27 protein-coding genes and 1 pseudogene are annotated in these 24686 nt (G+C 67.4%); 13 read left to right on the top strand and 15 right to left on the bottom strand.

Features of this window, described 5'->3' with window-relative positions:
* Nucleotides 1-101 precede the first annotated feature (101 nt).
* From G015_RS0101055 to G015_RS0101045, 3 genes are all read left to right on the top strand, one after another.
* A complete protein-coding gene (locus G015_RS0101055; protein WP_020146036.1) occupies nt 102-968 on the top strand; it encodes an SUMF1/EgtB/PvdO family nonheme iron enzyme in 867 nt (288 codons plus the stop codon).
* Nucleotides 969-1107: 139 nt separating this feature from the next.
* Nucleotides 1108-1386 (top strand): type II toxin-antitoxin system RelE/ParE family toxin, encoded by a 279-nt coding sequence (locus G015_RS0101050; RefSeq protein WP_081622264.1) that lies wholly within the window; start codon nt 1108-1110, stop codon nt 1384-1386.
* A 24-nt stretch (nt 1387-1410) separates the two neighbouring features.
* The gene (locus tag G015_RS0101045) at nt 1411-1710 is read left to right on the top strand and encodes a HigA family addiction module antitoxin (protein ID WP_019592239.1); all 300 of its coding nucleotides are present in this window, start codon (nt 1411-1413) and stop codon (nt 1708-1710) included.
* 97 nt (nt 1711-1807) lie between these two features.
* On the opposite strand, the gene G015_RS0101040 is transcribed toward G015_RS0101045, so the two are convergent.
* Together G015_RS0101040 and G015_RS0101035 are read right to left on the bottom strand one after the other, a co-directional pair.
* Nucleotides 1808-2347, bottom strand: coding sequence for a protein disulfide oxidoreductase (locus tag G015_RS0101040; RefSeq protein WP_020146035.1), 540 nt, complete (start codon nt 2345-2347; stop codon nt 1808-1810).
* Nucleotides 2344-2775 (bottom strand): hypothetical protein, encoded by a 432-nt coding sequence (locus G015_RS0101035; protein WP_018175180.1) that lies wholly within the window; start codon nt 2773-2775, stop codon nt 2344-2346. Before G015_RS0101035 ends, G015_RS0101040 begins: the two co-directional genes overlap by 4 nt.
* A 135-nt stretch (nt 2776-2910) precedes the next feature.
* On the opposite strand from G015_RS0101035, the gene nadA reads away from it, so the two are divergent.
* From nadA to G015_RS13585, 3 genes and pseudogenes are all read left to right on the top strand, one after another.
* On the top strand, nt 2911-3993 hold the full coding sequence (gene nadA / locus G015_RS0101030; protein WP_020146034.1) for a quinolinate synthase NadA: 1083 nt from the start codon (nt 2911-2913) through the stop codon (nt 3991-3993).
* A gap of 44 nt (nt 3994-4037) precedes the next feature.
* Complete coding sequence (locus G015_RS0101025) at nt 4038-4349, top strand: nucleotidyltransferase family protein (RefSeq protein ID WP_026296405.1); 312 nt, start codon at nt 4038-4040, stop codon at nt 4347-4349.
* Nucleotides 4350-4353: 4 nt separating this feature from the next.
* Nucleotides 4354-4695, top strand: a pseudogene (locus G015_RS13585) (DUF86 domain-containing protein).
* 88 nt (nt 4696-4783) lie between these two features.
* On the opposite strand, the gene G015_RS0101015 reads toward G015_RS13585, so the two are convergent.
* On the bottom strand, nt 4784-4990 hold the full coding sequence (locus G015_RS0101015) for a hypothetical protein (RefSeq protein ID WP_018649187.1): 207 nt from the start codon (nt 4988-4990) through the stop codon (nt 4784-4786).
* An 86-nt stretch (nt 4991-5076) separates the two neighbouring features.
* On the opposite strand from G015_RS0101015, the gene G015_RS0101010 reads away from it, so the two are divergent.
* Entirely contained in the window at nt 5077-5433 is a 357-nt protein-coding gene (locus tag G015_RS0101010) for a hypothetical protein (protein WP_020146031.1), read from the top strand.
* A 206-nt stretch (nt 5434-5639) separates the two neighbouring features.
* On the opposite strand, the gene G015_RS0101005 is transcribed toward G015_RS0101010, so the two are convergent.
* Complete coding sequence (locus tag G015_RS0101005) at nt 5640-6170, bottom strand: hypothetical protein (protein ID WP_018993438.1); 531 nt, start codon at nt 6168-6170, stop codon at nt 5640-5642.
* Between the two features lie 81 nt (nt 6171-6251).
* Nucleotides 6252-6833: a thioredoxin family protein gene (locus tag G015_RS0101000; protein WP_018138998.1), complete on the bottom strand. Its 582-nt coding sequence runs from the start codon at nt 6831-6833 to the stop codon at nt 6252-6254.
* A 149-nt stretch (nt 6834-6982) separates the two neighbouring features.
* Between G015_RS0101000 and G015_RS0100995 the strand changes: the two genes are divergently transcribed.
* Nucleotides 6983-7723, top strand: a complete 741-nt coding sequence (locus G015_RS0100995; protein ID WP_020146030.1) for a ferredoxin--NADP reductase — start codon at nt 6983-6985, stop codon at nt 7721-7723.
* Between the two features lie 104 nt (nt 7724-7827).
* Here the strand turns inward: G015_RS0100995 and G015_RS0100990 are convergent, their stop codons facing one another.
* Nucleotides 7828-8598 (bottom strand): carboxylesterase, encoded by a 771-nt coding sequence (locus G015_RS0100990; protein WP_018139000.1) that lies wholly within the window; start codon nt 8596-8598, stop codon nt 7828-7830.
* A gap of 89 nt (nt 8599-8687) precedes the next feature.
* On the opposite strand from G015_RS0100990, the gene G015_RS0100985 reads away from it, so the two are divergent.
* On the top strand, nt 8688-8888 hold the full coding sequence (locus G015_RS0100985) for a YdcH family protein (protein ID WP_017926214.1): 201 nt from the start codon (nt 8688-8690) through the stop codon (nt 8886-8888).
* Nucleotides 8889-8966: 78 nt separating this feature from the next.
* Here the strand turns inward: G015_RS0100985 and G015_RS0100980 are convergent, their stop codons facing one another.
* Together G015_RS0100980 and G015_RS0100975 are read right to left on the bottom strand one after the other, a co-directional pair.
* Nucleotides 8967-10262 carry an NAD(P)/FAD-dependent oxidoreductase gene (locus G015_RS0100980; RefSeq protein ID WP_018139001.1) on the bottom strand — a complete coding sequence of 432 codons (1296 nt, stop codon included), beginning with the start codon at nt 10260-10262 and terminating at the stop codon, nt 8967-8969.
* Between the two features lie 18 nt (nt 10263-10280).
* Nucleotides 10281-10595: a c-type cytochrome gene (locus G015_RS0100975; protein WP_018139002.1), complete on the bottom strand. Its 315-nt coding sequence runs from the start codon at nt 10593-10595 to the stop codon at nt 10281-10283.
* Nucleotides 10596-10823: 228 nt separating this feature from the next.
* Between G015_RS0100975 and G015_RS0100970 the strand changes: the two genes are divergently transcribed.
* Nucleotides 10824-11135 carry a PilZ domain-containing protein gene (locus G015_RS0100970; protein ID WP_018139003.1) on the top strand — a complete coding sequence of 104 codons (312 nt, stop codon included), beginning with the start codon at nt 10824-10826 and terminating at the stop codon, nt 11133-11135.
* 29 nt (nt 11136-11164) lie between these two features.
* Here the strand turns inward: G015_RS0100970 and G015_RS0100965 are convergent, their stop codons facing one another.
* Both G015_RS0100965 and G015_RS0100960 read right to left on the bottom strand, forming a co-directional pair.
* Nucleotides 11165-11560: a DUF3775 domain-containing protein gene (locus G015_RS0100965; protein ID WP_018139004.1), complete on the bottom strand. Its 396-nt coding sequence runs from the start codon at nt 11558-11560 to the stop codon at nt 11165-11167.
* Between the two features lie 7 nt (nt 11561-11567).
* The gene (locus G015_RS0100960) at nt 11568-11882 is read right to left on the bottom strand and encodes a DUF2288 domain-containing protein (RefSeq protein WP_018139005.1); all 315 of its coding nucleotides are present in this window, start codon (nt 11880-11882) and stop codon (nt 11568-11570) included.
* A 96-nt stretch (nt 11883-11978) separates the two neighbouring features.
* Here G015_RS0100960 and G015_RS0100955 point away from each other — a divergent pair, with 96 nt between their 5' ends.
* From G015_RS0100955 to G015_RS0100945, 3 genes are read left to right on the top strand one after another with little or no spacing between them, the layout of a single operon-like run.
* The gene (locus G015_RS0100955) at nt 11979-12305 is read left to right on the top strand and encodes a PepSY domain-containing protein (protein WP_018139006.1); all 327 of its coding nucleotides are present in this window, start codon (nt 11979-11981) and stop codon (nt 12303-12305) included.
* Nucleotides 12302-13018, top strand: a complete 717-nt coding sequence (locus G015_RS0100950) for a response regulator transcription factor (protein ID WP_018139007.1) — start codon at nt 12302-12304, stop codon at nt 13016-13018. The genes G015_RS0100955 and G015_RS0100950 overlap by 4 nt, the downstream gene beginning before the upstream one ends.
* Before the next feature lie 40 nt (nt 13019-13058).
* Nucleotides 13059-14381, top strand: coding sequence for a HAMP domain-containing sensor histidine kinase (locus tag G015_RS0100945; protein WP_018139008.1), 1323 nt, complete (start codon nt 13059-13061; stop codon nt 14379-14381).
* Between the two features lie 117 nt (nt 14382-14498).
* On the opposite strand, the gene G015_RS0100940 is transcribed toward G015_RS0100945, so the two are convergent.
* From G015_RS0100940 to G015_RS0100920, 5 genes are all read right to left on the bottom strand, one after another.
* Nucleotides 14499-15755, bottom strand: coding sequence for an FAD-dependent oxidoreductase (locus G015_RS0100940; protein ID WP_020146029.1), 1257 nt, complete (start codon nt 15753-15755; stop codon nt 14499-14501).
* 25 nt (nt 15756-15780) lie between these two features.
* On the bottom strand, nt 15781-19704 hold the full coding sequence (hrpA, locus tag G015_RS0100935) for an ATP-dependent RNA helicase HrpA (protein WP_020146028.1): 3924 nt from the start codon (nt 19702-19704) through the stop codon (nt 15781-15783).
* On the bottom strand, nt 19704-20288 hold the full coding sequence (locus G015_RS0100930) for an SPOR domain-containing protein (protein WP_018139011.1): 585 nt from the start codon (nt 20286-20288) through the stop codon (nt 19704-19706). The genes hrpA and G015_RS0100930 overlap by 1 nt, the downstream gene beginning before the upstream one ends.
* A gap of 3 nt (nt 20289-20291) precedes the next feature.
* Entirely contained in the window at nt 20292-22055 is a 1764-nt protein-coding gene (gene argS / locus G015_RS0100925; protein WP_020146027.1) for an arginine--tRNA ligase, read from the bottom strand.
* Between the two features lie 75 nt (nt 22056-22130).
* Complete coding sequence (locus G015_RS0100920; RefSeq protein WP_020146026.1) at nt 22131-24326, bottom strand: primosomal protein N'; 2196 nt, start codon at nt 24324-24326, stop codon at nt 22131-22133.
* Between the last annotated feature and the right edge of the window lie 360 nt (nt 24327-24686).

Below are 24686 nucleotides of genomic sequence, written 5' to 3'. Positions count from 1 at the left end.
GTCCTTCCCGGGGAACGGCCCCAGGCGGACGTTGCCTATAGAATGGACGCGCCCGATTGGCGGGTGCCCTTAACGGTTTAAGTACGGGTTGGAAGGAGCCAATGGCCAAGAGCGTTCAGGCGATGGAACAGGCGGATCTGCTGGATCTGCAGCAGCGGGCGGCGCGCAAGGCGCGGCTGGATGTCACGTTCCGTGACGAGGCGCGTTCGGGTGCGTTGACACCCGAGTTGCAGGTGATCCCGGCGGGCGAGTGCGAGATCGGTTCCGACGCCTCGGAGTACGGGCATCAGGAGCACGAGTCGCCGCGGCGCTATGTGGTGCTGGAGAAGCCCTTTGCCCTGGGCCGCTTTGCCGTTACGCGCGAGGAGTGGGATGCCTTCGCCGAGGCGGCAGGCTGGGAGCCCTGGGACTGGCTGGTGTGGCCGCGGACGCCGCGCACGCCGATCTTCAACATCAAGCCCGCGTCGATCCAGCAGTATCTCGAATGGCTGAGCGAGGAGACCGGAAAGCGCTACCGCCTGCCCACCGAGGCGGAGTGGGAATACGCCTGCCGGGCCGGTACGCGCACGCCTTTTGCCTTCGGCGAGGTGGTGGGCTGCCGCGACGTGCACTTCAACTCCCTGTTTCCCTATGAGGAGCGCCGCCAGCGCCGCAGGTGGTACATCCCGGCTTGTTTCCCGCTGTCCCGTCCGCTGGATGTCGGCAGCTTCCAGCCGAACCTGTGGGGCCTGTACGACATGCACGGCAACGTGCAGGAGTTCACCTCCTCACCCTGGCATGACAACCATACCAGCCTGCCGCGCGATGGCGTCTATCGTCGCGACCCGGACAACGAGTGGGTCGTGGTCAAGGGCGGCTCGTGGTTCGACCCGGCAGTCGCCACCCGCAGCGCCGCCCGGCGCCGCCGCAACATCGACGAGATGGACACCAATCTCGGCTTCCGCGTCCTGCGGGAGTTGGATGATTAGGCGCTCGGTTGCCTGAGCACGATGCGTTTCGCTTTGCTCAACGCATCCTACGGTTGGGGTGTGAAGCGTAGGATGCACTGAGCGCAGCGAACTGCACCATTGGTTTGCTGCTTACCGTTAAGCGTTATATTCTGTTTCCATGATCAGAAGCTTTCGGTGTAGGGAAACCCGGGCGCTGTTCGAAACGGGCAGGAGTCGGCGTTGGTCGAGCGTTCGACCAATCGTGGAGCGCAAGCTGATTCAGCTTCAAGCGGCGGAGACACTGCAGGATTTGCGGTCTCCGCCGGGGAACCGGCTGGAGGCCCTGTCTGGCGACCGCGAAGGGCAGCACAGCATTCGAATCAACGCCCAGTGGCGCATCTGTTTCCGGTGGACGGACGAAGGTCCCGAGGATGTGGAGATCGTCGATTACCACTGAAGGGTTCCGGAAGGAGGTTAGACCATGAGCACAAGCGGTATGCGACCCATCCATCCAGGCGAGGTCCTGCGCGAGGAGTTTCTTGCCCCGTTGGATCTCAGTGTGAACGCGCTTGCTGGGGCATTGCATGTTCCGACGACGCGCATGAACGACATTGTGCGCGAGCGTCGTGGCATTTCGGCTGACACGGCCATGAGGCTGGCGCGTTATTTCGGCACTTCCGAGCGTTTCTGGCTGAACCTCCAGCTCGAGTATGAACTGAGGCAGGCGCAACTCGAACTTTCGGAACGCGTGCGTCGTGAAATTGAGCCGCGGGCGGCTTGAGTGGCGGCAGCGAGGGCGCGGGTGGACATGAGGTCGGCGTGGGGTGCGCTGAGCGCAGCGAATTGCACCGTCTCGACGTGAGACTGCTCAGTTTTCCCTACAGCCAACGAGCGAGCCAGAGGCGCAGGCGCAACTCCAGGGGCGGGGCGTAGCCCTGCTTGCGGAAGACGATCTCGCCGTCGGGGTTGATGATGAAGGTCGCGGGTACGCCACGGACGTTGTACTGCGAAGCGAGCTCGCCCTGCGGGTCGTTGATCACGGCCAGTTCGCGCTCGCGTTCGTTCAGGTGCTCCAGCACTTCTTCCGGCGTGCCGGACTGCATGGCGACCGTGAGTACCGGGTGGCTCTGCGACAGGCGCACGATCTCGCCTTCCTCCAGGCGACAGATCGGGCACCAGGTGGCCCAGAAGTGCAGCAGCATGGGCTCGTCCGCGTAGTCGGCGAGCGTTACTGGCGTGCCATCCAGCAGTTGTGCCTCGAATTCGGGTGCCGGGCCCTCGACCATGTCGCGCGCCATCCAGGCGCGTACGGCCAGGAAGATCAACAGCGCGATGCCGATCTGGACGCCCCAGCTCAGGGCGCGGCGGCGCCGGGAAGGCTTCGGGCGTTGCGGTTTTTCGGGGCGAGTCTCGGTCAACGGATCATCTCGGCTTGTCCGGGGCGGGCGCGGGTCCCGCGTTTTTTCGGGCCCTTGCGCACCGCAATGCGCACCAGTTCGTCTTCGTCATCCATCAGTTGTTCCCGCTGCGCTTCGGTCAGAAGCGGATTGCGCGCGACGAAGTAGCGCAGGTTCGGGTCGCGGTCGTTCACGCAGGCCTCGACCTGTTCCGGTGTCAGGTCGGGGCGCTTGGCGCAGTTCAGGCGCACGGTCTGGTTGGGGTCGGCCAGCAGCAGGGCGACCTCCTCGGGCGTGAGGTCCATGCGGCGGGAAAAGTAGGCCTTCACCTGTGCGTGCTGGTCGCGGACCAGCAGGGGGCGCCAGTGCGCCTCCAAGTCCGCGGACAGGGCCAGGTCCATGCGCTCTTCAAATGACAGCGCCTTGTATTGGCGGGTGAGGTCGTCCATCGCGTGGGCATTATAGGCGCCCGGGTTGGGATGCGCGGGCACGCCCCCACAATGTGTAGGAACGACAGCGCCTTGGGGCCTGTCGTACTATTAGCTAACGATAATTTGCCCCGCATGCCGGGATGTCGAGGACCCATGACCGCACCGGTGGCCGAAATTCCGATCTTCCAAGTGCCGCGCACGGATCACGTGACGGCTTCGCTGCATGCGTTGACCGATGCCCAGCGTGACGAGCTGGTGCGCCGCATCAAGCGCCTGCTGATCGAGCGTAACGCCGTGCTGGTGGCCCATTACTACGTGGACGAGTCGCTGCAGCGGCTGGCGGACGAGACCGGCGGCTGCGTAGCCGACTCCCTGGAGATGGCGCGCTTCGGCAAGGAACACCCGGCCGAGACGCTGGTGGTTGCCGGGGTGCGCTTCATGGGTGAGACGGCCAAGATCCTGAGCCCGGAGAAGCGCGTGTTGATGCCGACGCTGGAGGCCGAGTGTTCGCTGGATCTTGGCTGTCCGGCAGAGGAGTTCGCGAAATTTCGCGCCCAGTATCCGGACCACACGGTGGTGGTGTACTCCAATACCTCGGTGGATGTGAAGGCGCAGGCCGACTACGTCGTTACCTCGAGCATTGCCGTGCCGCTGGTCGAGCACCTGCGCGATCAGGGCAAGAAGGTCCTGTGGGCCCCGGACAAGCATCTGGGCGACTACATCCGCCGCACCACCGGTGCCGACATGGTGCTGTGGGACGGCTCCTGCGTGGTGCACGACGAGTTCCGCGCCTGGGCGCTGGAGGACCTGCGCGGCCGCCACCCCGGTGCCGCGGTGCTGGTGCATCCGGAATCCCCGCGGGAAGTGATCCATCAAGCCGATGTAGTCGGCTCCACCAGCCAGCTGATCGCGGCGGTGAAGAACCGTCCGGAACAGGAGTTCATCGTCGCCACCGACAAGGGCATCTTCTACAAGATGCAGCAGGCGGCCCCGGGCAAGACTCTGATCGAGGCCCCCACCGGCGGCCACAGCGCGACCTGCACCAGTTGCGCCCATTGCCCGTGGATGGCCATGAACGACCTGGTCTCGCTGGCCGAGACGCTGGAAGACACCGCGGAACCCGCGAAGAACGAGATCTTCGTCGACGAGGCTGCGCGCCAGAAGGCCCTGGTGGCCACGCAGCGCATGCTCGATTTTGCCGCCGAACACCGCAAGGCCACCGAAGGCGACGCCTGAATATTTGAATGGGTAAGACCGCCGTGCAACAACAGGACGAGGCAATGGACCAACCATCTCGTAGCCTGAGTCGTGCTGCCGTATTGCAGGCGCTAAGGGAGCATCGGGCCCATCTCGAGCGTGAATTCGGTGTACGTGGGCTGGCGTTGTTCGGATCGCTGGCCCGTGACGAAGCCGGCGAGCAGAGTGATGTGGATATTCTTGTCGGCTACGACGGTCCGGCCTCAGCCCAGCAGTATTTTGGCGTTCAGTTCTATCTTGAAGACCTGTTAGGACACCCGGTGGATCTGATCTCCGAAAAGGCCCTGCGCGCCGAGCTGCGTCCGTACGTCGAGCGCGAGGCGATTCGTGTCTGACTCAATGGGAGCGCGCGAGTGGCACTTCTACCTTGACGACATGATTCGATTTGCACGCAAGGCCATGGCTTATACGGATGGCCTTGATCGTGATGCGTTCGTACAGAACGAGCTGGTCTACGATGCGGTGCTTCGAAACCTCGAACTGATCGGTGAGGCGGCCGGGCATATTCCTTCCGAAGCGCGGGAGGCGCACCCGGATATCCCCTGACGCATGATTGTCGCGACCCGAAACCGGTTGATTCACGCGTATCTGGGTATCGACAGCGACACGATCTGGAATCTGGTAGATGAGCACCTTCCCGCTTTGGTCTGCCGCCTTGAGAAGATGCAGCAAGCGTTGTAGTGATCAGTGCTTTTCTGTGGCGGGCCTCGTTGTAGAGGGCCAGCCCTCCGGCCAGTCGGGCACTTGTGCGCAGTGATGCCCTTGGGGCTCAGCGGTCGTTCAGCCAGGCGGCCCACTGGGAGTGGGTGGAGACGTCCACGCCGTCGGCCTTCGCGGCCTGTTGCAGGTGGGTCTGCAGGTCGGCCATCAGTTCGGAATCCATCAACTCCGGCGCCAGCGTAAGCTGCGCGTGCAGCGTGCTGTAGACGAGCTTGAGTTCATTCACCGGATAATGCGACCAGTCGAGGTGGGCCATGCCGTCCGTTCTCCGTTTCGATCATTTGCGTTATAGCCTGACGGTGGTCAGCGGTACCATTCAAAAGCACCTGCCCGGTGGCGGAGATGTATAAGCGTCGTGCGCGGCTGCTGGTGGCCGCGGAACGCCCCGACGGGCGCGCCGCGCGAGTGGCGGAGCTGGCCGCGGCGGCCGAGTTGGAGAACTGGATCGAGGTGCGCCCGGCGCAGGCGATGGCCGAGGTGACGGACGCCGATCTGGCCTGGGCCGATCTGCTGGTGGCGCTGGATACGGCCGCGGCCCGCGCCATACCGTCACAGCGCCCCGCGACCTGCCGGCCAAAGTGCTGGCAGTTGCCCGGCGAGACCGGGGCAGATTTCGATCTGCAGACCCTGGAGGCGCTGCGCTGCATGGTCGGCGGTATGCGCATGTTGGCGCGCGTGGATGCTGACGACGACGCCTGAGGCACTGGCTTTTTCCGGTCAGTGCGCTTCCCGTGTCATTCCGGCCGGAGCGCAGCGTAGAGCCGGAGTCTCCCGCGGTTCCCATCGCCTTGGCGCACGAGATCCTAGATAACCGCGGCGCGGTTTCCGGGATGACGGCGAGAGGGCATGGACTCATGCTGCTCCAAGAGATGGCCACGGCGCTGCGCGCCTCGCGGTGACAAGTGCTATTCGGGGTGGTACGGGACCGGTGTGCGGGCGTGCAGTTGGGCCAGGTGGTCTTCGTAGAGGGTCCAGATGCGCGGGGCGATGGCGCCGCGCGAACCGGGGTAGGTCAGGCGGTCGGGGTTGAAGCTGGCCAGGCGCTCGATCTCGGTGCAACGCAGTTCCTGGTCGACCACGTTGAAGATCAGGATCTGTGTGCCCTGGTCGGCGATCGGCAGCAGGGCCCCGATGATCCCGGTGTCATTGAGCCCGGGCTCGCCACGGGCATCGCCCAACTCGGCTGGCGGGCGTACCAGCGTGCCCAGCAGCTCATGGTAGGCCTGGCCGCAGGCAAAGCAGATCTCCGGCGCACGCAACCCCTGCACGCGTTCACAGGCCTGACGCACGGTATTGTCCGGCAAGACCATGCGCGCGGGCGGGATCGGGATGCGGTTGCTCTCGCCATTGGGCAGCAGGCGCGGGACGGCCTCCTGGCAGGAGGGACAGCGCCAGGTGGCGACCCGCGGGCCGTCGATCACGTTGCTGGGCGGCATGCGGTGGCCATGGTTCAGGGTGTGCGTTCAGTATACGGCGGGCGCGGCCGCTGCGCGGGCCGGCCCGCTCCGGCAGGTGCGTCAGCCGTAGTAGTCTGGCTCGTTGCCCGGGCGCCACTTGATGTTGCAGCCGAGGCTCGGGTGCTGCGGCTCGGGGGCCGGCTGACCGGCCAGCAGGGCATCGCTGGCGGCGCGCAGGTCACGCCCGGTGACCGGTGTGTCGGAGCCGGGGCGGGTCTCGTCGAACTGGCCGCGGTAGTACAGCTTGCGGTCGGCATCGAACAGGTACAGGTCCGGGGTGCAGGCGGCGTGGTAGGCCTTGGCCACGGACTGGTCCTCGTCCAGGCAGTAGGGGAACTTGTAGCCGAAACGACGGGCGTCGTCGCGCATCTTGTCCGGGGCGTCGTCCGGTACCGCCTGGATGTCGTTGGAGTTGATTGCGATCACCGCAATGCCCTTGTCCGAGTATTCGCGGCCGTAGCGCGCGAACTCGTGGCGGATCAGTTGCACGAACGGGCAGTGATTGCAGATGAAGGCAATCATGTAGCCTTTCGCGTCAGGGAAGCTGTCGAGGCTGATGGTGTCGCCGGAGATGGCGTCCGGCAGGGAGAAGTTCGGGGCCTCGGTGCCCAGTTCGATCATCTGCGAGGGGGTGCGGGCCATGGTTGCTCCGTTAAGCTTTGATTGGGGATTCGGGCGCCGATTATACGGATTGGGGCGGGGCGGATTAATCCGCATCGTCTGAAGGACAGCTTGAAACCATCCGGGCGCGGCACCAGTCTGGATAATACTTGAGTCATGGAGTCGGAAATATGGGCTGGGTCACGGGGACCGTGCAGGAGTGCAAACAGTGGACGGATCGCCTCTTCTCGCTGCGGGTAGAGGCGGATGTGGAGCCGTTCAAGGCCGGGCAGTTCAACCGGCTGCGCCTGGAGATCGACGGCGAGCCGGTCGCACGCCCCTATTCCTATGTGAACGCGCCGGACGAAACCCCGCTGGATTTCTACCTGATCACGGTGCCGGAGGGCCCGTTGTCGAACCGGCTGGTGCAGCTGGAGCCCGGGGATACGGTTGAGCTGATGCCTCGCGCCACGGGGTTCTTCACCCTGGACGAGCTGCCGGACAGTCGCGACCTGTGGTTGCTGTCCACCGGCACCGCGCTGGGGCCCTTCCTGTCGATGCTGAAGACCGACACCCCGTGGGACCGCTTCGAGAACATCCGGCTGGTCCACGCCGTGCGCAAGGCGGACGAACTGACCTACCAGGATACGATCCGGCAGTTCCAGGAACGCGCCCCGAAACAGTTTCAGTACATCCCGTTCGTTAGCCGCGAACCCTGCCCGGGCGGGCTCGAGGGCCGCGTCCCCGCGGCGATTGCCGAGGGCCGCCTGGAGCATCACGCCGGGCTCGAGATCGCGCCGGAGCACTCGCAGGTGATGCTGTGCGGCAACCCGGCCATGGTAAAGGACACCGCCACCATCCTCCGCGAGCGCGGGCTGGAGAAGAACCGCCGCCGCAAGCCGGGACACATCACCACCGAGAATTACTGGTAGGCCCTGGGTCATGGTGTAGGAGGCCAGCCCTCTGGCCGATGGGCTTTACCCGCGCCCGATCGGCCAGAGGGCTGGCCTCCTACAAATTGTGGCGTGCGCTGGGGCTAATCGAGCAGGTTGGCGGCCCAGGCGTGGATCAGCCCGGCGACATACCGGGTGTGCTCCGGGCGCGAGAGCAGGTGGTCGGTCTGGTGCAGGGCGACGAAGCTCTTGGGGTGGTGGGCCTGCTGGAAGATCCGGCGGGCGTGATCGACGCTCACCACCGTATCGCCGGGGGCGTGCAGCAGCAGCAGCGGCTGCGTCATGCGTTCCAGGGCACTGTCCAGTGTCGGCTCTTCGATCGAATCCAGGAATGCCCGTCCGATCTCGACCGGGCGGCCGCCAATATTGACGCGGGCGAAGCCTTCGCGCTCGATGGTGTCAGCGATGTCACCAAACAGGTGCGCGACATGGCCGGGCCGGCTGGGTGCGGCGATGGTGACAATGCCGCCCAGTTCTTCGCGCTGGCTGCCGACGTGGATGGCCATGGCCCCGCCGAAACTGTGGCCAATCAGGAGGTCGGTGGGCTCGCCGGTCGCCTGTTTCAATGCATCCAGGGCCGCGTTCAGGTCCTCGCAATAGGTATCCAGCGTGCTGTCGCGAAACCGGCCCTCGGAGTCGCCCAGGCCGGCGAAGTCGAAACGCAGCGTGGCGATGCCTTCCTCCGCCAGGGCGCGCGCCAGGCGTACGGTCGCGGGGAAGTCCTTGGAACAGGCGAAGCAGTGTGCGATACAGGCCTGGCCCAGCAGCGGACCGTCATCCGGTTCGACCAGGACGCCGTTCAGGCGTATGCCGCGGGGGGTGTCGATGGGCAGGCTGGTGTTGCGGATGGCCATGGGCGCGGGATGGTCCGGGCGGGGTGGGTCTGCGATGATACGCGAGCTGGAAGTATCTCGTGACCGCACAGACAAGCGAGGAGGGGCTGTTGGAGACGGAGAGTCAGATTCGTGCACGACTGGCGGAGCTTGAGTCCGAGCATCGGGCGCTGGATTCCGCGATCGCGGTGATGCACGAGCAACCGGCACCGGATGCCTTCGCGATCCAGCGGCTGAAGAAGCGCAAGCTGCAGCTGAAAGACGCCATCCAGCGGCTGCGCAGTCGCTTGATCCCTGACCTGAACGCCTGAGCCGTCCCACAAAAGAAAACGGCGCCCGCAGGCGCCGTCTTCATCCGTCGTTTACAGCCGTCATGGCTGTGAGTGAGGCTAGCCCCAGATGTCCTGGGTGATCCCGGCGTACCACGCCTGAGTGTACGCGGCCTCGCGAGCGCGGAAGCTGGAGGTCTCGCCCGAGGGGCTGACACCGCCAGAGCCTTCGACGCCTGCTTGAGCACCATCCTGGTACTTGTACACGGCCGCCACGCTGATCCCGTGTTCCGGGGTGATCAGGCTGTAGCAGGTGTTGGCCGACGAGGGATCGAGCGGCTCCTGGTCCATCAACTCGCGCACAATCGCCGCGGCGACGATCTTGCCCTGGTTGTTGGCCGAGTGGCCGGACTTCGGCATGGCGCCCGCCACGCTGGCGTCCCCCAGTACGTAGATGTTGTCGTCCATCTCCGACTTGAAGGTTCGCTGGTCGACCGGGACCCAGCCTTCGTCGTTGGTCAGGCCGACATCGTGGGCGATCTGGCCGGCCCGCTGCGCCGGGATGAAGTTCATCACGTCCGCGCGCACGCGTTCGAAGCCACTGTCGGCCCGGGCGGTCATCTCGCCGACATCGATTTCCTCGACCAGGCCACCATCCGACGCGGCACGCCATTCGATCATGTCGCCGTAGTGCATCTCCCAGCCTTCCTCGAACAGGCCCTGCTTGGAGAAGTTGTCCTTGGCGTCGAGCACGATGATCTTGGAGCGTGGCTTGTGCTCCTTCAGGTAATGCGCGATCAGCGAGACGCGTTCGTACGGCCCCGGCGGGCAGCGGAACGGGTTCGGCGGCGCGACCATGACGAACACGCCACCGTTCGGCATCTCCAGTAGCTGCGAGCGCAGCAGCTCGGTCTGCGAGCCGGCCTTCCATGCGTGCGGGATCGTCTCCGCGTCGGCCTCTTCGATGCCGGGCATGTCGTCGTACTTGAAGTCGATTCCCGGCGACATGACCAGCTTGTCGTACTGCAGGCTGTCGCCGCTTTCGAGCCGGACGGTGCGGCTGTCGGCGTCCACGCCAACGACCTTGTCTTCGATCACGTCGATGCCGTCACGGTCGCGCAGGTTGTCGTAGCCGTGCGTGATTGCATCCATGCTCTCGAATCCGCCGATCACCCAGTTGCTGCCGTAGCAGGTGACGTAGGTGGCGTTGGGTTCGATCAGCGTGACCATCATGTCCGGAGAGAACTGTTTCAGGTAGCGCGCCGTGGTGGCACCGCCGGAGCCGCCCCCGACCACGACCACATGGGCCTTGGCGCCGTTACGGGCGGCACGCGGGGCGCAGCCAATACCGGTCAGGGCGGCCGCGCTGGTGATCCCGAAGGCCTTCAGGAAATGGCGTCGAGTAAAATTGTGCATTGTTGTCATCCCCCGTGATCAGAAGCGCGAGAAGTAGACCGACATCGCTTCGATCTCTTCGTCCGTGTAGCCCTTGGCGTGACGATCCATGATGGTCGCGTCACGGTCGCCATCGCGGAATGCGCGCATCTGGCTCTGGATTACCTCCGGCGGGATTCGGCCCAGATCGGGCACGCCCTTTTCGGCGCCGGCGGCGTTGTGGCAGGCCTTGCAGGAAGCGGCCATCAGCTGGCCACGGGTGATTTCGTCATTATCGGCGATAGCCTGGGATGCGGTACCCGCCATCGCCAGCGAGGCCACCAGCCCCGCCACGAACAAACGTGATTGCTTCATGTGAACGGACTCCTCCGTCGTGAAGTGACTTTGTTATATGGCGACAGCTATCTCGGTACTGCCTTGTTTCTACTGCCCGGTGCGGTTGCCGGGCCGGTATGCACTTCCGGGTGTGTTCGCCCGGAGTTGCGCCTGATCGTGTGATGGAACGATCATTGTTCTGGGATATAGCACAACGTATCCATCTTTTCGATGCCTTGAGAAGGCATCTGCAGCAGGAGAGAGGCCATGACAGGGGAACGTCGGCGCCATCCGCGCATCCCGATGACCGTCGAGGTGGTGGCGGAATGCAGTGATGGAAGCCAGGTACGGCTCACCACAAACGATATCTCCGGCGGTGGGGCCTTCCTGGCCTGGGAGGATCGTGATCAGGCCGGGATTGATGTCCTGAAGGGACTGAGTCCGGGCGATCAGTTTATGTTGCAGGTGTTTGGCCTGCTGGGGGATGGCGGTGAACCGCCGCGGGTGCAGGCGCAGGTGGTGCGAGTGATGGAAGACGGGGTCGCCGTACAGTTCGATTCTGCCGCGCTGGGGGTGTAATTCGACTCCGGCTGAGCCCGGAGCGCTTTTTACTGATCGGCGGCCTGCATCTGTTCCAGCCCGGCCTCCCATTCGTCCGCGATCATCGGATTGGCAACCAGGCGGTGGGCTGTGTCCGGGCTCCAGTCGTCGCGGGCATCCTCCAGAGCGCTTTCCCATTCCTCGACTGCGTAGTCGCCTCGGCCGACCGCACTGAGCGCTTGCAGCTCCGCCTGGTATTCCGGCCCGAGCCCACTCATTGTGTCCTCCAGCTCGCGCAGGGTCAGATCGCCCGCGTGGTCCGCCAGGACCTGCATGGCCCAGTCATCGTCCGAGGTGTCGGGGTTCGAGTCGGGGAACACGACCTCCTCCTTGGCGTGGAACTCCCGCGCCGCCTGGATCAGGCGGGCCAGCGTGTCGTCCTCGATGCCCAGGGGGGAGGCCATGGCCGGGTCAGTGCGCCGTGCTGCGCTCCTGGGCGAGTACCCAGGGGGCGGCGACGATGGCGGTAAAGACGGGGTTGTTCGCCGCCCAGCGCCGTGCGTCGTCATCTGTGGCACGGGCGACCTGATCACTGGCCAGCCATTCGCTGACCTGATGCGTGGCATCGTCGCGAATTGCGCGGGCCACCTCGATCAGGTCCAGTTCGGGGGCCACGCGAATCACCACACCACGGGCGAAATGCGGCATCAGTTCGTCCCAGCGCAGGGGGCCGGCTTCTTCCTCCAGGGGTACCTCGGGTTCGGAGGGGGCAGGGGCTTGGGTCATGACGGGAACATCCGGTTTCAGATAACGTTCAGGCTAGGCCTATAGCCTTGTAGCTGCAAGAGTTTGTTCGCCCACACCGTCACGGAGACTACCGCTATGCGCCCCGGACCGGAGACCGTTGCCAAAGGCGGTGGCCGGAGACGCCGAGTCATCGGCGGCGCGGGTGTGCTCGGGCTTCTGCTGGCGATCCTGGTGGCGCCCTTCGCGGCGCAGGCCCAGTTCATCACCGAAGACCCGCGCGCGGCCGTCTGGACCCTGGACGAGGCGGTGTCGCGGGTGGAGGCCAACTACCCGGGGCGAGTCCTGTCCGCACGCGAAGATTTGACCGAGTACGGGAATCGCGTGTTTATCGTGCGTATCCTGACCGACAACCAGCAGGTACGAACGATCAAGATCGAGGAAGGGACGGAGCTCGACCCATGAATCTGCGCGTGGTAGTAATCGAGGACGACCTGGCTCTGCGCAGCCAGATCGCCGAAGAGATGGAGAACAATGGCTGTCGCGTGGATACCGCCTCGGACGGCGACACCGGCCTGTACCTGCTGACCGAGTACCACTGCGATATCGCGGTGGTGGACCTGGGGCTGCCGGGCATGGACGGGCTCGACGTCATTCGCAAGGCCCGCGAGGTCAAGCCACAACTGCCCATCCTGATCCTCACGGCCCGTGACCGCTGGCAGGACAAGGTTGAAGGGCTCGAGGCCGGGGCCGATGACTACCTGACCAAGCCATTTCACATCCAGGAGCTGGTCGCGCGCCTGCGCGCCCTGGCTCGCCGCAGCCTGCAGGCCGGCCGCGAACGGCTGTTGTTCGGGCCGCTGGTGATCGACACCGCCACCGACGATGTCCGCCTGAACGACGAGCCGGTCTCGCTGACCACCTTCGAGTACCGCCTGCTGCTGACGCTGGTGCGCCAGCCGGGGCGCGTGCTGAGCAAGGAGGTGCTGGCGGACTACCTCTACGAGCACGACGAGGATCGCGAGAGCAACGTGATCGAGGTGTTGATCGGCCGCCTGCGCCGCAAGCTGGACCCGGACGGCAGCCTGGGCCTGATCGAGACCCTGCGCGGTCGGGGCTACCGTTTCGTGCGCGAGGCGGATGCCACGACCCCGTCCGATTCCACCTCGGACTCATGACGCCGCATTCAGGCTGCATCGCCCCTTCGTCCGCCATCTCATGAGACGCCCCCTGCGCCAGATCCGCAGCAGCCTGACCCTGCGCCTGGCACTGGTCGCGGGGGCTACCGTGCTGGTGTTTTCCCTGCTGACGGCCTGGGTGCTGGAGGCCGCCTTTCGCGACAACGCGGCAGATGCCGTCGAGACACGCCTGGAGGCCCAGGTCCTGCTGTTGATGGGGCTGGTCGAGGTCGTCGGGCGCAACGAGGTCCGCGTCCCCGATATGCTGCCCGAGAGCCGCCTGCAACTGCCCGCCAGTGGCCTCTATGCCCGCATCCTCGGTCCCGACGGTCGCACACTCTGGCGCTCCCCGTCCGCGGTGGGGGTCTCCCTGCGCGGCTGGTCGGAGGACGACTTCTTCGCCTTCAGCCTCCCCGTGCAGTGGGAGCTGGACGGTGGCCAGGTCGGGCTGACCTTCCAGATGCTGGAGGACCGAGAGGCCTTCGAGGAACAGGTGGAGCAGTATCGCGCCAGCCTCTGGCAGGGGCTGATGACGATGACGTTCTCGCTGATCGTCGCCCTGGGGCTGGCGCTGTGGTTCTGGGGGTTGTGGCCGCTGCGCCGCGTACAGGGCGACCTGGAGGCGCTGCGGCACGGGGATCATGGGCGACTGGAGGGCCCGTACCCGACCGAGGTGCAGGCCCTGACCGGAAGCATCAACGATCTGATCGAGTTCGAGCGCGCGCGGCTGAACCGCCAGCAGAACGCCCTGGCTGACCTGGCCCACAGCCTGAAGACCCCGATTTCCGCGCTGCGTCTCAACCTGGAGAGCCAGAACCCCGACCCCGAGGACATGCGGCGCCAGGTCGACCGGCTGCAGGCCATGGTGCAGCACCAACTCAGTCAGGCGCAGCGCCTGGGTCCGGCGCCGTTCCAGGCGCCCGAGCCGTTGGCCCCCATCATCGAGCGTACCTGCCAGGCGCTCGGACGGCTCGCCAGCCAGCAGGGCGTGGACCTGGACAGCGAGCTCGACCCTGGCTGTGCCCTGCGCATGGAGCCGGGTGCGATTTTCGAACTGCTGGGCAACACCCTGGACAACGCGATCCGCCATGCGACCAGCCGGGTGCGGATCTCGACGCATTGCACGCCGCAGGCCGTCACCCTGACCATTGATGACGATGGGCCCGGCATCGCGCCAGCGGATCGCGCCCGGGTACTGGAGCGGGGAGAGCGCGCCGACGTGCGCGGCGATGCCGAGGCCGGCCAGGGCCTGGGGCTCAGCATCATCCAGGCCCTGGTGCAGGACCACGGTGGCGAGCTGCATATCGAACAGGCACCGGAGCTGCATGGTGCCCGCATCCGGATGGTGTTCCCGGCGTCTTAAACCGGGTGGCCTGCATGGCCTCATGATGCGTTTCGCGTTGCTCAACGCATCCTACGATAGGCAGGGCGGGCTGTAGGATGTGTTGAGCGCAGCGAAACGCATCGCCCCGGGCCGAGATCAAAGCCTAAGGTCTTCCATCGGAAGGGACGGCGATTCGTTCAGCACCCCCGCACGAACCAGCGCTGCCGCGCCGCAGGCAAACGTCCAGCCCAGGTGCCCGGACCCGGTATTCAGGTGCAGGCCCTCGATGGCGGTCGGGCCGAGGATCGGCGTGCCACGGGCGCTCATCGGGCGCAGCCCGGTCCAGGGTGCCATCGTCTGCGGGTCGAAGGTCGCGGGTAGGCCGGTCAGGGTGCGCCGACACTGATCGAGGACATTCGCCGCGCGCTTGGTATTCAGATGGCGATCGCGGCCGGCGAATTCGGCGGTGCCGGCCAGGCGCAGGCGTTCCCCCAGCGGGGTCATCACCACCTTGTTGGCGTCATCGATCAGCGGCAGGTTCAGCCGGCAGTCGGCGTTCATCGGGAGGGTCAGCGAATAGCCCTTCACCGGGGCGACGGGCAGATGCAGCCCCAGCGGGCGCAGCAGGTCCGGGGCGTGGTAGCCGTTGGCGACCACGCAGGCCGCCGCCGCGATCGGCCCTTCGGAGGTCTCCACCGCATCGATGCGGCCGCGGTGGGTGCGCAGGCGTCGAACCGCGACATTCGGGTAATAGCGGGTGCCCCGGCGCTGGCCGATCGCGAGCAGTTGCTCGGTGAAGCGGGCCGCGTCGCCGATCGCATCCCCGGGGAAGAACAGCCCGCCGCACAGGCGGTCGCGCACTGGGGCCAATGCCGGCTCCTCGGCGATGATCCGCTCCACGTCCCAGTCTTCGAAGCGCACGTCCTCGTCGCGCATCGCCTCGCTGGCGGCACGGTTGTGGGCCTGGCTGGCTGGGTCTTGGAACAGCTTCAGGATGCCGCAGCGCCGAAAGTCGAAGTCCAGCCCCTCGCTCGCCAGTTCCCGCTGCAGCCGGTCGATCTCACGGAGCGAGAACGCGGCCAGTCGGGCATTCAGGCGGGTGTGCTGCTCGAACAGCGAACGGCGGCTGTGCCACAGAAAACGCAGGCCCCAGCCGGCCAGCCCCGGCAGGGCGCGCGGGCGCAACAGCAGCGGCGACTCCGTGCGGCCGAGAAAGCGCAGCAGGTCCAGCCCGACGCCGGGGGTGTTCCAGGGTTCGGCGTGGCTCGCATGCAGCATGCCGCCATTGGCCTGGCTGGAGCCGGTGGCGGGGGTGGGGGCGGCGTCCACCAGCACGACCTCGGCCCCGGCCTCCTGCAGGTACCAGGCGGTGGTCACACCGATCACGCCGGCCCCGATCACGACTACGCGCATCCGCTGCTTCCCTTATCAAGAACGCTCATGTACCACTTGCCAGTCGTTGGATCACGTCCGCGTATTCGCGTTCCAGCCGTTTCGGCGACACCTTCTCGCGCGTGCCCAGTTCCTGGGCGAACTGCGAGACGCGAAACTCCTCGATGCGGTAGCGAAACGCGAGCACGTCCGGGTGGTCCGGCGCCCGCGCGATCAGCTCCTGGGCCTGCTGCCACAGCGGCTCGACCGCCACACGACGGGCGCGGTCCTTGTCCGGCGCCTGGGTCAGGCGTTCCAGGCGCTTGTCGATTGCCTGCAGGTAGCGCGGCAGCTCGGGCAGCACGTCATGCGGGGTACGCAGCAGGAAATCGGCCGGGACCAGGGCCTCGAGCTGCCCGCGGATGTCGCGTGCGGCCTCGATCCAGGAAAGCGGCAGATCCCCCTGCAGCCGGGTGCGCAGGTCGTGCCAGTGGCGCAGGATCTCGGCGGCAAGGCGCGAGAGCTCCATCACCGTGGGCGAGAACTCGGGCAGGCGACCCTCCAGGCGTTCTTGAAAGGCTTCGGCATCGCGTGGCCAGGGATCGGCCAGGAACACGCGGTCGGCCGCGGCCTCCAGGATCTGGTCGCGCAGGGCCTCGCAGCTGCCGAGCGTCGAGTAGTTCAGGCAGGCGCGTTCGATCTCCGGAAGCTGGCGGCGCAGATCGCGGGCGGTCTTGCGCGCGCCCAGCAGGAACAGCCGGCGCAGCCCCGCGCGGTGCGCCCGCGCGGCCCGCGCGGGGTCCGGTTCCAGCTCCAGCGAGACGGCGTCGCCGCGATCGACCAGGATCGGGAAGGCGCGCAGCTGCGCCCCCTGGTGATCGAATTCGACGCTCTCCGGCAATGCGCCGAAGTCCCATTCGGTGATCCCCTCGCGGGTGATCTCGTCCGGGCGGCTGGCGTCGAAGTGGGCCTCGGCGCTGTCGCCCAGCCGGCGCTTCAGCGCGGCCAGGTCGCGGCCGCTGGCCTGCTCGTTGCCTTCCGGGTCGAGGATGCGGAAGCGCATCACCAGGTGTGGCTCCAGGTTCTCCGGGCGCCAGGCATCCAGCGGGATCTCGGTACCGGTCATCGCGCGCAGGGCCTCGGCCAAGGCCGGGATCAGCGGGCCCTGGCGGTGCTCGATGCGCGCGAGCGCGGCCTGCGCGAAGTCCGGCGCGGGCACGAACTGGCGGCGCAGGCCCTTGGGCAGGCTCTTCAAGAGGCCGGTCACGCGCTCCTCCAGCAGCCCCGGTACCAGCCAGTCGCCCAGCCAGTCGGGTACCGCGTTCAGCGCCGCGATCGGGATGGTCACGGTCACGCCGTCGTCCGGCTGGCCCGGTTCGAAGCGGTAGGCCAGCGGCAGGCGCAGGCCCTCGACCTCCAGGTGGTCAGGGTAGGCCCCTTGTGGGAGTGCGGTGTCCGGTTCGTTCAGCAGCTCCGCGCGGTCGATCCGCAGGGCGTCCGGGTCCTTCGTCTCGGTCTTGCGTGCCCAGGTCTCGAAGCTCGTGCCGTCGGTGATCTCCGCCGGCAGGCGGGCATCATAGAAGTCGAACAGGCGATCCTCTTCCACCAGCAGGTCGCGCCGGCGCCCGCGCGCCTCCTGCTCGGCGATCTCGGCCACGGCCTCGCGGTTGGCCTGTACCCCCTTCGAGCGGGTGCGCAGCTCGCCGCCGACCAGGCCCTCGCGGATCAGGATGCGCCGCGCCTCGGCCGGGTCGTGCTTCGCGAAGTCCACCGGCTTTTTAGGGGCGACGACCAGGCCATACAGGGTGATGCGGTCGAAGGCCCCGACGCGCCCGCTGCGGCGCTGGAAGTGCGGCTCGAAGATGTGGTGCTTGAGCAGGTGGGGGGCCGCGCCCAGGATCCAGTCGGGCTCGATACGGGCATTGTCGCGGGCGTAGACGCGCGTGGTCTCGGCGATCTCCGCGCTCATCACCCAGGCTGGTTTCTTCTTCGCCAGGACCGACCCGGGATGGATCTGGAAGCGGCGGTTGCGTGCGCCTAGATAGTCGCCGCGCTCGGTCTTCTGTCCGATCTGGCTGACCAGTCCGGTCAGCAGCGCGCAGTGCACGGGCTCGGCGTCGGCGGGCTGGTGGTTCGGCTTCAGGTCCATCTCGCGGGCCTGGCGCAGGAGCTGCACGCGCAGCTCCTGCCACTCGCGCATGCGCAGGAAGTTCAGGAAGTGCTCGCGACACCAGCGTTTCAGCGCATTCGAGCCAAGGTCCTCGCGTGCGGTGTGCCAGGCCTCCCACAGCCTCAGCATGCCCATGAAGTCGGAGCCCTCGACCTGAAACTCGCGATGGGCCTGGTCCGCGGCCTGCGTGGCCTCGGCCGGGCGCTCGCGCGGGTCCTGCAGCGACAGGAAGGCGGCGATGGTCGCGGTCTCGGTCACGCAGCCGTGATCGGCCCCGGCCAGCAGCATCGCGCCGTGGCGCGGGTCGATGGGCATGCGCGCCAGCTGGCGGCCGCGCGGGGTGATGCGCCCGCGCGCATCCACCGCGCCCAGCTCCTCCAGCAGGCGGTAGCCGTCCTTGACCAGGCGCGGGTCGGGCGGGTCCACGAACGGGAACTGGCGCGGCTGGCCGAGCTTCAGCGCGGCCATCTGCAGGATCACCGAGGCGAGGTTGGAGCGCTGGATCTCCGGGTCGGTGAACGGGGGGCGCAGGTTGTAGTCGTCCTCCGCGAACAGCCGGATGCAGATGCCGGGGCCGAGCCGTCCGCAGCGCCCGGCGCGCTGGTCGCAGGCGGCCTGCGAGATCGGCTCCAGGCTCAGGCGCTGCACCCGCGAGCGCCAGGAGTAGCGCGAGACGCGGGCCAGCCCCGAGTCGATCACGAAGCGGATGCCGGGGACCGTCAGTGCGGTCTCGGCGACGTTGGTGGCCAGCACGATGCGCCGCCCGGCGTGGGACTGAAAGACCCGCGACTGCTCGCGGGCGGATAGGCGCGCGTACAGCGCCAGGACCTCGGTGTCCGCGCGCACCTGGCCGCGCAGGGCCTTGTGGGCGTCGCGGATCTCGCGCTCGCCGGGCAGGAACACCAGGATGTCGCCGGGGCCGGCACGCTCGCATTCGGCGACCGCGTCGCGGATGCCGTCGAACAGGTCGCGTTCGCCGCGGCCGGTGTTCTCGTCCTCGCCAGTCTCTTCCGGCTCGATCGGGCGGTAGCGCAGCTCCACCGGGTAGGTGCGTCCCGCCACGGTCAGGATCGGGGCGTCGTCGAAGAACGCCGACAGCCGCTCCGGGTCCAGCGTGGCGGAGGTGATGATGATGCGCAGCTCCGGGCGCTTCTTCGACAGGCGCTTGAGCACGCCCATCAGGAAATCGATGTTCAGGCTGCGTTCGTGCGCCTCGTCGACGATCAGGGTGTCGTAGGCGCGCAGTTCCGGGTCATGCGCCAGCTCCGCCAGCAGCATGCCGTCGGTCATCAGCTTGACCCAGTTGTTCGGCCCGGTCTGGTCGGAGAAGCGGACCTTGAAGCCGACGGTGGAAGTCTTGTCGCCCCCGAGCGTGGTGCCCAGCTCCTCGGCGATGCGGCTGGCGACCGAGCGGGCCGCGATACGGCGCGGCTGGGTGTGGCCGATCAGCCCGGCCTCGCCGCGTCCGGCCTCGATGCACAGTTTTGGTAGCTGGGTGGTCTTGCCGGAGCCGGTCTCGCCGCATAGCACCAGCACCGGGTGTTCGCGGATCGCGGCGATAATCCGTTCGCGCTCGGCATGGATCGGCAGGTCGCCGGCATAGACGGGCTGCGGGCGCAGGCGTTCGCGTTCGGCGGCGCCCTGTTCGGCGTGTGCAAGGCGTTCGGTCAGGGTGGAGACGAGCCGGTCGCAGGGCTGGCCGCGCTTGTGCCGCTGGCGGGCCCGGCGCAGCAGTTCGCCCAGTTCGCGGCGTTCGCTGCCCTGCGGCAGGGCCTCTACGGTCCTCGCCAGCGCGTCCAGGTCCGGGCCGGCCGCGGCCATCAACCGTCCCGATGACGCAGGCGCAGGGCCTCGATGTTCTCCGAGCGCAGGCGGTCCAGGGCGCGGTTGACGTCGTCCTCCTGGGTGAAGGGGCCGACAAAGACGCGGTGCCAGGTGTCGCCCTCGATCTCGACCTCGTGCACCTGCGGGCTCAGGCCCAGCAGAGAGATGCGGGCCTTCATCTCGTCGGCCTGTTCGAACCGCCGGAACGAGCCGATCTGCAGGATCACAGGATCGCCCTCGGCCGGGGAGGCCGGGGGCGGGACCACCTGATCCTGCGGGACTTCGCGTTCGCCCCGGGGGACGCGAACCTCGTCTTCGGGCAGCAGCTCGTAGTAGCGAAACCGCGGCTCGTCATCGGTGGGCAGGCGCTCCGGCTCCGCTGCCGGTGCGCGCTCGGCCGGGGGCTCCGGTTCGCCGAACAGGGCACCGATGTCGGGTGAACGATCGGCCCCCTGGAGATAGAGCACGGCGGCGATCCCGAGCCCGATCAGCAGGCCGGCGAACATCCAGACCCAGCCCGGGATCGGTCGCGAGGCGCGGGCGGGGGTCGTCTTGCGGCGCTTGCGGCGGGCCTGGGCCATGGGCTACATCCGTTCGGGGGCGGTGACGCCGAGCAGGCGCAGCCCATTGTGCAGCACCTGCTTGATGCCGGTCAGCAGCGCCAGGCGCGCGCCGATGACGTTGGCGTCCTCTGCATTCAGGAACGGCACGGCGTTGTAGTAGGTGTGGAAGCCGGCGGCCAGCTCGCGCAGGTACTGGGCGATCTGGTGCGGCTCGCAGGTCTCGGCGGCCGCAGCGATCACCTCGGGGAAGCGGTCGAGCCGATCCAGCAGGTCGTCTTCCTGCGGCTCGGTCAGGCGTGCGGACAGCCCGGCGTCGTCCAGCGCGCTGGCGGTATGGCCGCGCTCGGCGGCGGTACGCAGCACGCTGGCGATGCGCGCGTGGGCGTACTGGATGTAATACATCGGGTTGTCGTTGGACTGCGACTTGGCCAGGTCCAGGTCGAAGTCCAGGTGCTGGTCGCAGCGCCGCTGCACATAGAAGAAGCGCGCGGCATCCGACCCGACCTCGTCGCGCAGCTCGCGCAGGGTGACGAACTGCCCGGCGCGGGTGGACATCGGCAGGCGTTCGCCCCCGCGGTAGAGGATCGCGAACTGTACCAGCAGCACGTCCAGGCGATCGGCCTCCAGGCCCAGGGCCTGCAGGGCGGCACGCACGCGCGGGACGTAGCCATGGTGGTCGGCGCCCCAGATGTTGATCACGCGCTCGAAGCCGCGCTGGAACTTCTCGCGGTGGTAGGCGATGTCGGAGGCGAAGTAGGTGTAGTCGCCGTTCTCGCGGCGCACCACGCGGTCCTTGTCGTCGCCGTAGTCGGAGGAGCGGAACCACAGGGCCCCGTCCTTTTCATAGAGCGCGCCATGCGCCTCGAGGTCCTGCACCGCGGCATCGATTGCACCGGAGTCGGCCAGGCTGCGTTCGGAGAACCAGCACTGGTATTCGACCCCGAACTCGCGCAGGTCGTCGCGGATGTCTTCAAGGATCGCGTTCAGGCCGCAGTCGAACACCGTGCGGTACAGCGCCACGCCCAGCAGTTCGCGGGCGCGGGCGATCACCGCGTCGATATAGACCTCCTTGTCGCCACCGGCCGGCTCGTCCGGCGGCAGGTCGCGGGTCACGGACTCGGTCGGGTGCACGGCCTGGTCGCCGATCTGTGCGGTCAGGGCCTTGGCGACCGGATAGATGTAGTCGCCCTGGTAGCCGTTGGCCGGGAACGGGACCTGTACGCCGTGCTGTTCCAGGTAGCGCAGCCAGACGCTGGCGGCGAGGATGTTCATCTGCCGCCCGGCGTCGTTCACGTAGTACTCGCGGGTGACGTCGAAGCCGCAGAAGTCCAGCAGGTCGGCGACGGTGGCGCCGAAGGCCGCGCCGCGCCCGTGGCCGACATGCAGCGGGCCGGTGGGGTTGGCGGAGACGAACTCCACCTGCACCGGGCGGCCGTTGCCTACGCTCGAGCGGCCAAAGTCGGCAGCCTGGGTGGCAATGCGGCCCAGCACCTGGGTGCGGGCATCCGCGGCCAGGCGGAAGTTGATGAAGCCGGGGCCGGCGATCTCGGTACCGGCCAGGCCGTGCACCTCGGGCATCGCGGTGCACAGGGCCTCGGCCAGGTCACGGGGCTTGGTCTTCGCCGGGCGCGCGAGCTGCATCGCCAGGTTGCTGGCAAAGTCGCCGTGTTCGCGGTCGCGGGCACGCGTCACCTGCACCTCGACACCGTGATCGGCGGGTATGCGGCCATCGGCCACCAGGGTCTCCAGGGCGGCCGCGAGGGCCTGGGTAAGGGCGTCTTTCAAGGGAACCGAGTCCGTCGTCTCAAAAGCCCGGCATTCTAACCAGAATGCCGGCCCGATGCCTGTTCTGTGCGGGTTTCAGGCGAGCGAGACCGGGTCCACGTCGATCGCGATGCGAACCCCGCGCGGCAGATCCTCGGTCTGCCAGGAATGCCGCGCCTGCGCGAGCGTCCGGTGCAGGGCCTGGCGCTCGGCCGCGCGCAGCAGGATCTGCTCGCGGAAACGCCGGTTCACGCGGTGGCGCGGGGCGGGCGCCGGACCCAGCACGCGCAGGTCCCCGTGCCGCGTCGCGAGCAGGTGTCCCGCGATGGTCTCCGCGTGGCGATGCGCCGCCGCGGCCTCGGCGGCCTCGACGCGGACCAGGGCCAGGTGCCCGTACGGCGGCAGCCCGGCCGCCTCGCGTTCGGCCAGCAGCGGCTCCAGCATCGCCGGGTAGTTACCGGCATCCAGCCCCCGCATCAGGGGGTGATCGGGGTGGCCGGTCTGCAGCAGTACCCGCCCGCCCCCGTCGCCCCGGCCCGCGCGCCCGGCGGCTTGCACGATCAGTTGCAGGGTGTGCTCGGTGGCACGCAGGTCCACGCTGAACAGCCCCTGATCGACGTCGACCACGCCGACCAGTCCGACGCGCGGGAAATCGTGCCCCTTGGCCAGCATCTGGGTGCCGACGACGATTGCGGCATCCAGATGCCGGATGCGATCCAGTGCGGCCTCCAGGGCCCCCTTGTGACGCACGCTGTCGCGGTCGAGACGGATGATTGGTGTCTGCGGGAAGTGCCGAGCCAGCGCCTGTTCCAAGCGCTGGGTACCCAGCCCGCGGTGGGCCAGGGTCTCGCCGCATTCCGGGCAGTGTTCGGCGCGGGGCTCCTGGTGCCCGCACAGGTGGCAGATCGCGCGGCGATCATGGGCATGCACGGTCAGGTGGGCATCGCAGTCCGGGCAGTCGGCGACCCAGCCGCAACCCTCGCAGGTCAGCACCCGGGCAAAGCCGCGCCGGTTGAGCAGGACAAAGCACTGCTGGCCCTCGGCCAGGGTCTGCTGCATCGCATCCAGCAGTGGAGCGGTCAGGCCCTCGTCCGGGCTGTGCACGCGGGTGTCGATCGTCTCCACGCCAGGTGGCTGCGTGCCATCTGGGCGGGTGCGCAGATGTACATGGGTGTAGCGGCCCTGGCGCGCGGCGTGCAGGGTCTCCAGGGTGGGCGTCGCCGAGCCCAGCACGACCGGGACCTGTTCCAACTGGCCACGCTTGACCGCCAGATCCCGCGCGCTGTAGCGAAAGCCGTCCTGCTGCTTGAACGCGCTGTCGTGTTCCTCGTCGACGATGATCAGGCCCGGCTCGGGTAGCGGGACGAACAGGGCCGAACGGGTCCCGACGACGATGCGGCGCTCGCCCTGGCGGGCGGCCTCCCAGGCGCGCAGGCGCTCGCCCTCGGCCAGGCCGGAGTGCAGCAGTGCGACCTGTCCCGGAAAGCGCTGCTGGATGCGCCCTGCAAGTTGCGGCGTCAGCGCGATTTCCGGGATCAGGAACAGGACCTGACGGCCACGCGCTACCGCATCGGCGGCCATGCGCAGATAGACCTCGGTCTTGCCGCTGCCGGTGACGCCCTCCAGCAGCATCGGGCGGGGATCGTCCGGCGACACCGCCGCGATGGCCGCCTCCTGCTCGGGGGTCAGGGTGTAGTCGATACTGGTGGGGGGCGCTGGTGCGCGCGGATCGGCGCGCGTCTGTTCCAGCCAGCCGCGTGCCTCCAGCTGTCGCAGGTCCTTGGCGGTGATCTGCAGGGCGGCCGTGGTGGACAGCGTCGTCCGGTCCAGCGCGGCCCCGAGCGCGGGCAGGGCACGAAGGATGGCGAGCTGGCGGCGGCCCCGTACCTGCCCTTCCGCCAGCGCTGTGTGGCCAGCCGGGGTGAGCCGCCAGAGGGGTTCAGGGGTCAGGGTGGGTACAAGGTGGCCCCGCCGCAGGCCGGGTGGCAGCGCGCCGAGGAGGGCCTCGCCCAGCGGGTGGTGATAGTAGCGGGCACCAAAGCGCAGGAGTTCCAGAACCGTCGGCGTTAGGATCGGCCCCGGATCGGGGGAGGGCAGTGCCTCGCGCAGCTTGTTCTCGGGCACGTCGCTTTGGTTCGCGAGTGCGACGACGATGCCGATCGCCTCGCCACGCCCGAAGGGTACACGGACCCGTTGCCCGGGCCTCAGATCGGTGTCGTCGGGGATCCGGTAGTCGAACAGGCGGTCCAGCGGTCGGTCGAGTACGACCTGGGCAATTCCGTTCTCGGGCATGCGACTAGTCTACGCCAGTCCGCAGGGGCGCAAGAGTGTGACCGTTATCCACAAAACCTGTGGATAACTCTGTGGAGGAAATGGGGTGAAACGCGCTAAACGCCTGTTGCTGCTTGGTTCGTATCAGAATGGCCAAAAAGCGACCAAAGTGTTTTTGTGTATTTAGATCAACAGCTTGTGAGGTATTGGTGATATCGGTTGGCTGTTGTGTCACCTAACTGCCATCGTTTGTATCCGCCTGTGGGTATCCTGTACAGGTCGTGTACAGGTGTTGGTCCGGTATTGATCTGCCGGAGGGCTGCGCACAAAAAAGCCCGGCCGCCGAAAACGGGGGCCGGGCTCGCAAGCGAGGACCGGGCG

This window comes from Thioalkalivibrio sp. ALJ15 (assembly GCF_000383695.1).
Taxonomy (GTDB): domain Bacteria; phylum Pseudomonadota; class Gammaproteobacteria; order Ectothiorhodospirales; family Ectothiorhodospiraceae; genus Thioalkalivibrio.
The sequence above is the reverse complement of the archived record's forward strand: the minus strand, read 5'-3'. Positions and strand labels throughout refer to the sequence as shown.

Coding starts and splice junctions, on each gene's coding strand:
- G015_RS0100930 (WP_018139011.1), bottom strand. CDS start 20,288: ATGGCCCAGGCCCGCCGCAAGCGCCGCAAGACGACCCCCGCCCGCGCC.
- G015_RS0101050 (WP_081622264.1), top strand. CDS start 1,108: ATGATCAGAAGCTTTCGGTGTAGGGAAACCCGGGCGCTGTTCGAAACG.
- G015_RS0101015 (WP_018649187.1), bottom strand. CDS start 4,990: ATGGCCCACCTCGACTGGTCGCATTATCCGGTGAATGAACTCAAGCTC.
- G015_RS0100940 (WP_020146029.1), bottom strand. CDS start 15,755: ATGCGCGTAGTCGTGATCGGGGCCGGCGTGATCGGTGTGACCACCGCC.
- G015_RS0101000 (WP_018138998.1), bottom strand. CDS start 6,833: ATGGCCCGCACCCCCTCGCAGATGATCGAACTGGGCACCGAGGCCCCG.
- G015_RS0101005 (WP_018993438.1), bottom strand. CDS start 6,170: ATGCCGCCCAGCAACGTGATCGACGGCCCGCGGGTCGCCACCTGGCGC.
- G015_RS0100980 (WP_018139001.1), bottom strand. CDS start 10,262: ATGCACAATTTTACTCGACGCCATTTCCTGAAGGCCTTCGGGATCACC.
- G015_RS0100975 (WP_018139002.1), bottom strand. CDS start 10,595: ATGAAGCAATCACGTTTGTTCGTGGCGGGGCTGGTGGCCTCGCTGGCG.
- G015_RS0100970 (WP_018139003.1), top strand. CDS start 10,824: ATGACAGGGGAACGTCGGCGCCATCCGCGCATCCCGATGACCGTCGAG.
- G015_RS0100995 (WP_020146030.1), top strand. CDS start 6,983: ATGGGCTGGGTCACGGGGACCGTGCAGGAGTGCAAACAGTGGACGGAT.
- hrpA (WP_020146028.1), bottom strand. CDS start 19,704: ATGGCCGCGGCCGGCCCGGACCTGGACGCGCTGGCGAGGACCGTAGAG.
- G015_RS0100945 (WP_018139008.1), top strand. CDS start 13,059: ATGAGACGCCCCCTGCGCCAGATCCGCAGCAGCCTGACCCTGCGCCTG.
- G015_RS0100960 (WP_018139005.1), bottom strand. CDS start 11,882: ATGACCCAAGCCCCTGCCCCCTCCGAACCCGAGGTACCCCTGGAGGAA.
- G015_RS0100990 (WP_018139000.1), bottom strand. CDS start 8,598: ATGGCCATCCGCAACACCAGCCTGCCCATCGACACCCCCCGCGGCATA.
- nadA (WP_020146034.1), top strand. CDS start 2,911: ATGACCGCACCGGTGGCCGAAATTCCGATCTTCCAAGTGCCGCGCACG.
- G015_RS0100955 (WP_018139006.1), top strand. CDS start 11,979: ATGCGCCCCGGACCGGAGACCGTTGCCAAAGGCGGTGGCCGGAGACGC.
- G015_RS0100920 (WP_020146026.1), bottom strand. CDS start 24,326: ATGCCCGAGAACGGAATTGCCCAGGTCGTACTCGACCGACCGCTGGAC.
- G015_RS0101045 (WP_019592239.1), top strand. CDS start 1,411: ATGAGCACAAGCGGTATGCGACCCATCCATCCAGGCGAGGTCCTGCGC.
- G015_RS0101010 (WP_020146031.1), top strand. CDS start 5,077: ATGTATAAGCGTCGTGCGCGGCTGCTGGTGGCCGCGGAACGCCCCGAC.
- G015_RS0100965 (WP_018139004.1), bottom strand. CDS start 11,560: ATGGCCTCCCCCCTGGGCATCGAGGACGACACGCTGGCCCGCCTGATC.
- G015_RS0101055 (WP_020146036.1), top strand. CDS start 102: ATGGCCAAGAGCGTTCAGGCGATGGAACAGGCGGATCTGCTGGATCTG.
- G015_RS0101025 (WP_026296405.1), top strand. CDS start 4,038: ATGGACCAACCATCTCGTAGCCTGAGTCGTGCTGCCGTATTGCAGGCG.
- G015_RS0101035 (WP_018175180.1), bottom strand. CDS start 2,775: ATGGACGACCTCACCCGCCAATACAAGGCGCTGTCATTTGAAGAGCGC.
- G015_RS0100950 (WP_018139007.1), top strand. CDS start 12,302: ATGAATCTGCGCGTGGTAGTAATCGAGGACGACCTGGCTCTGCGCAGC.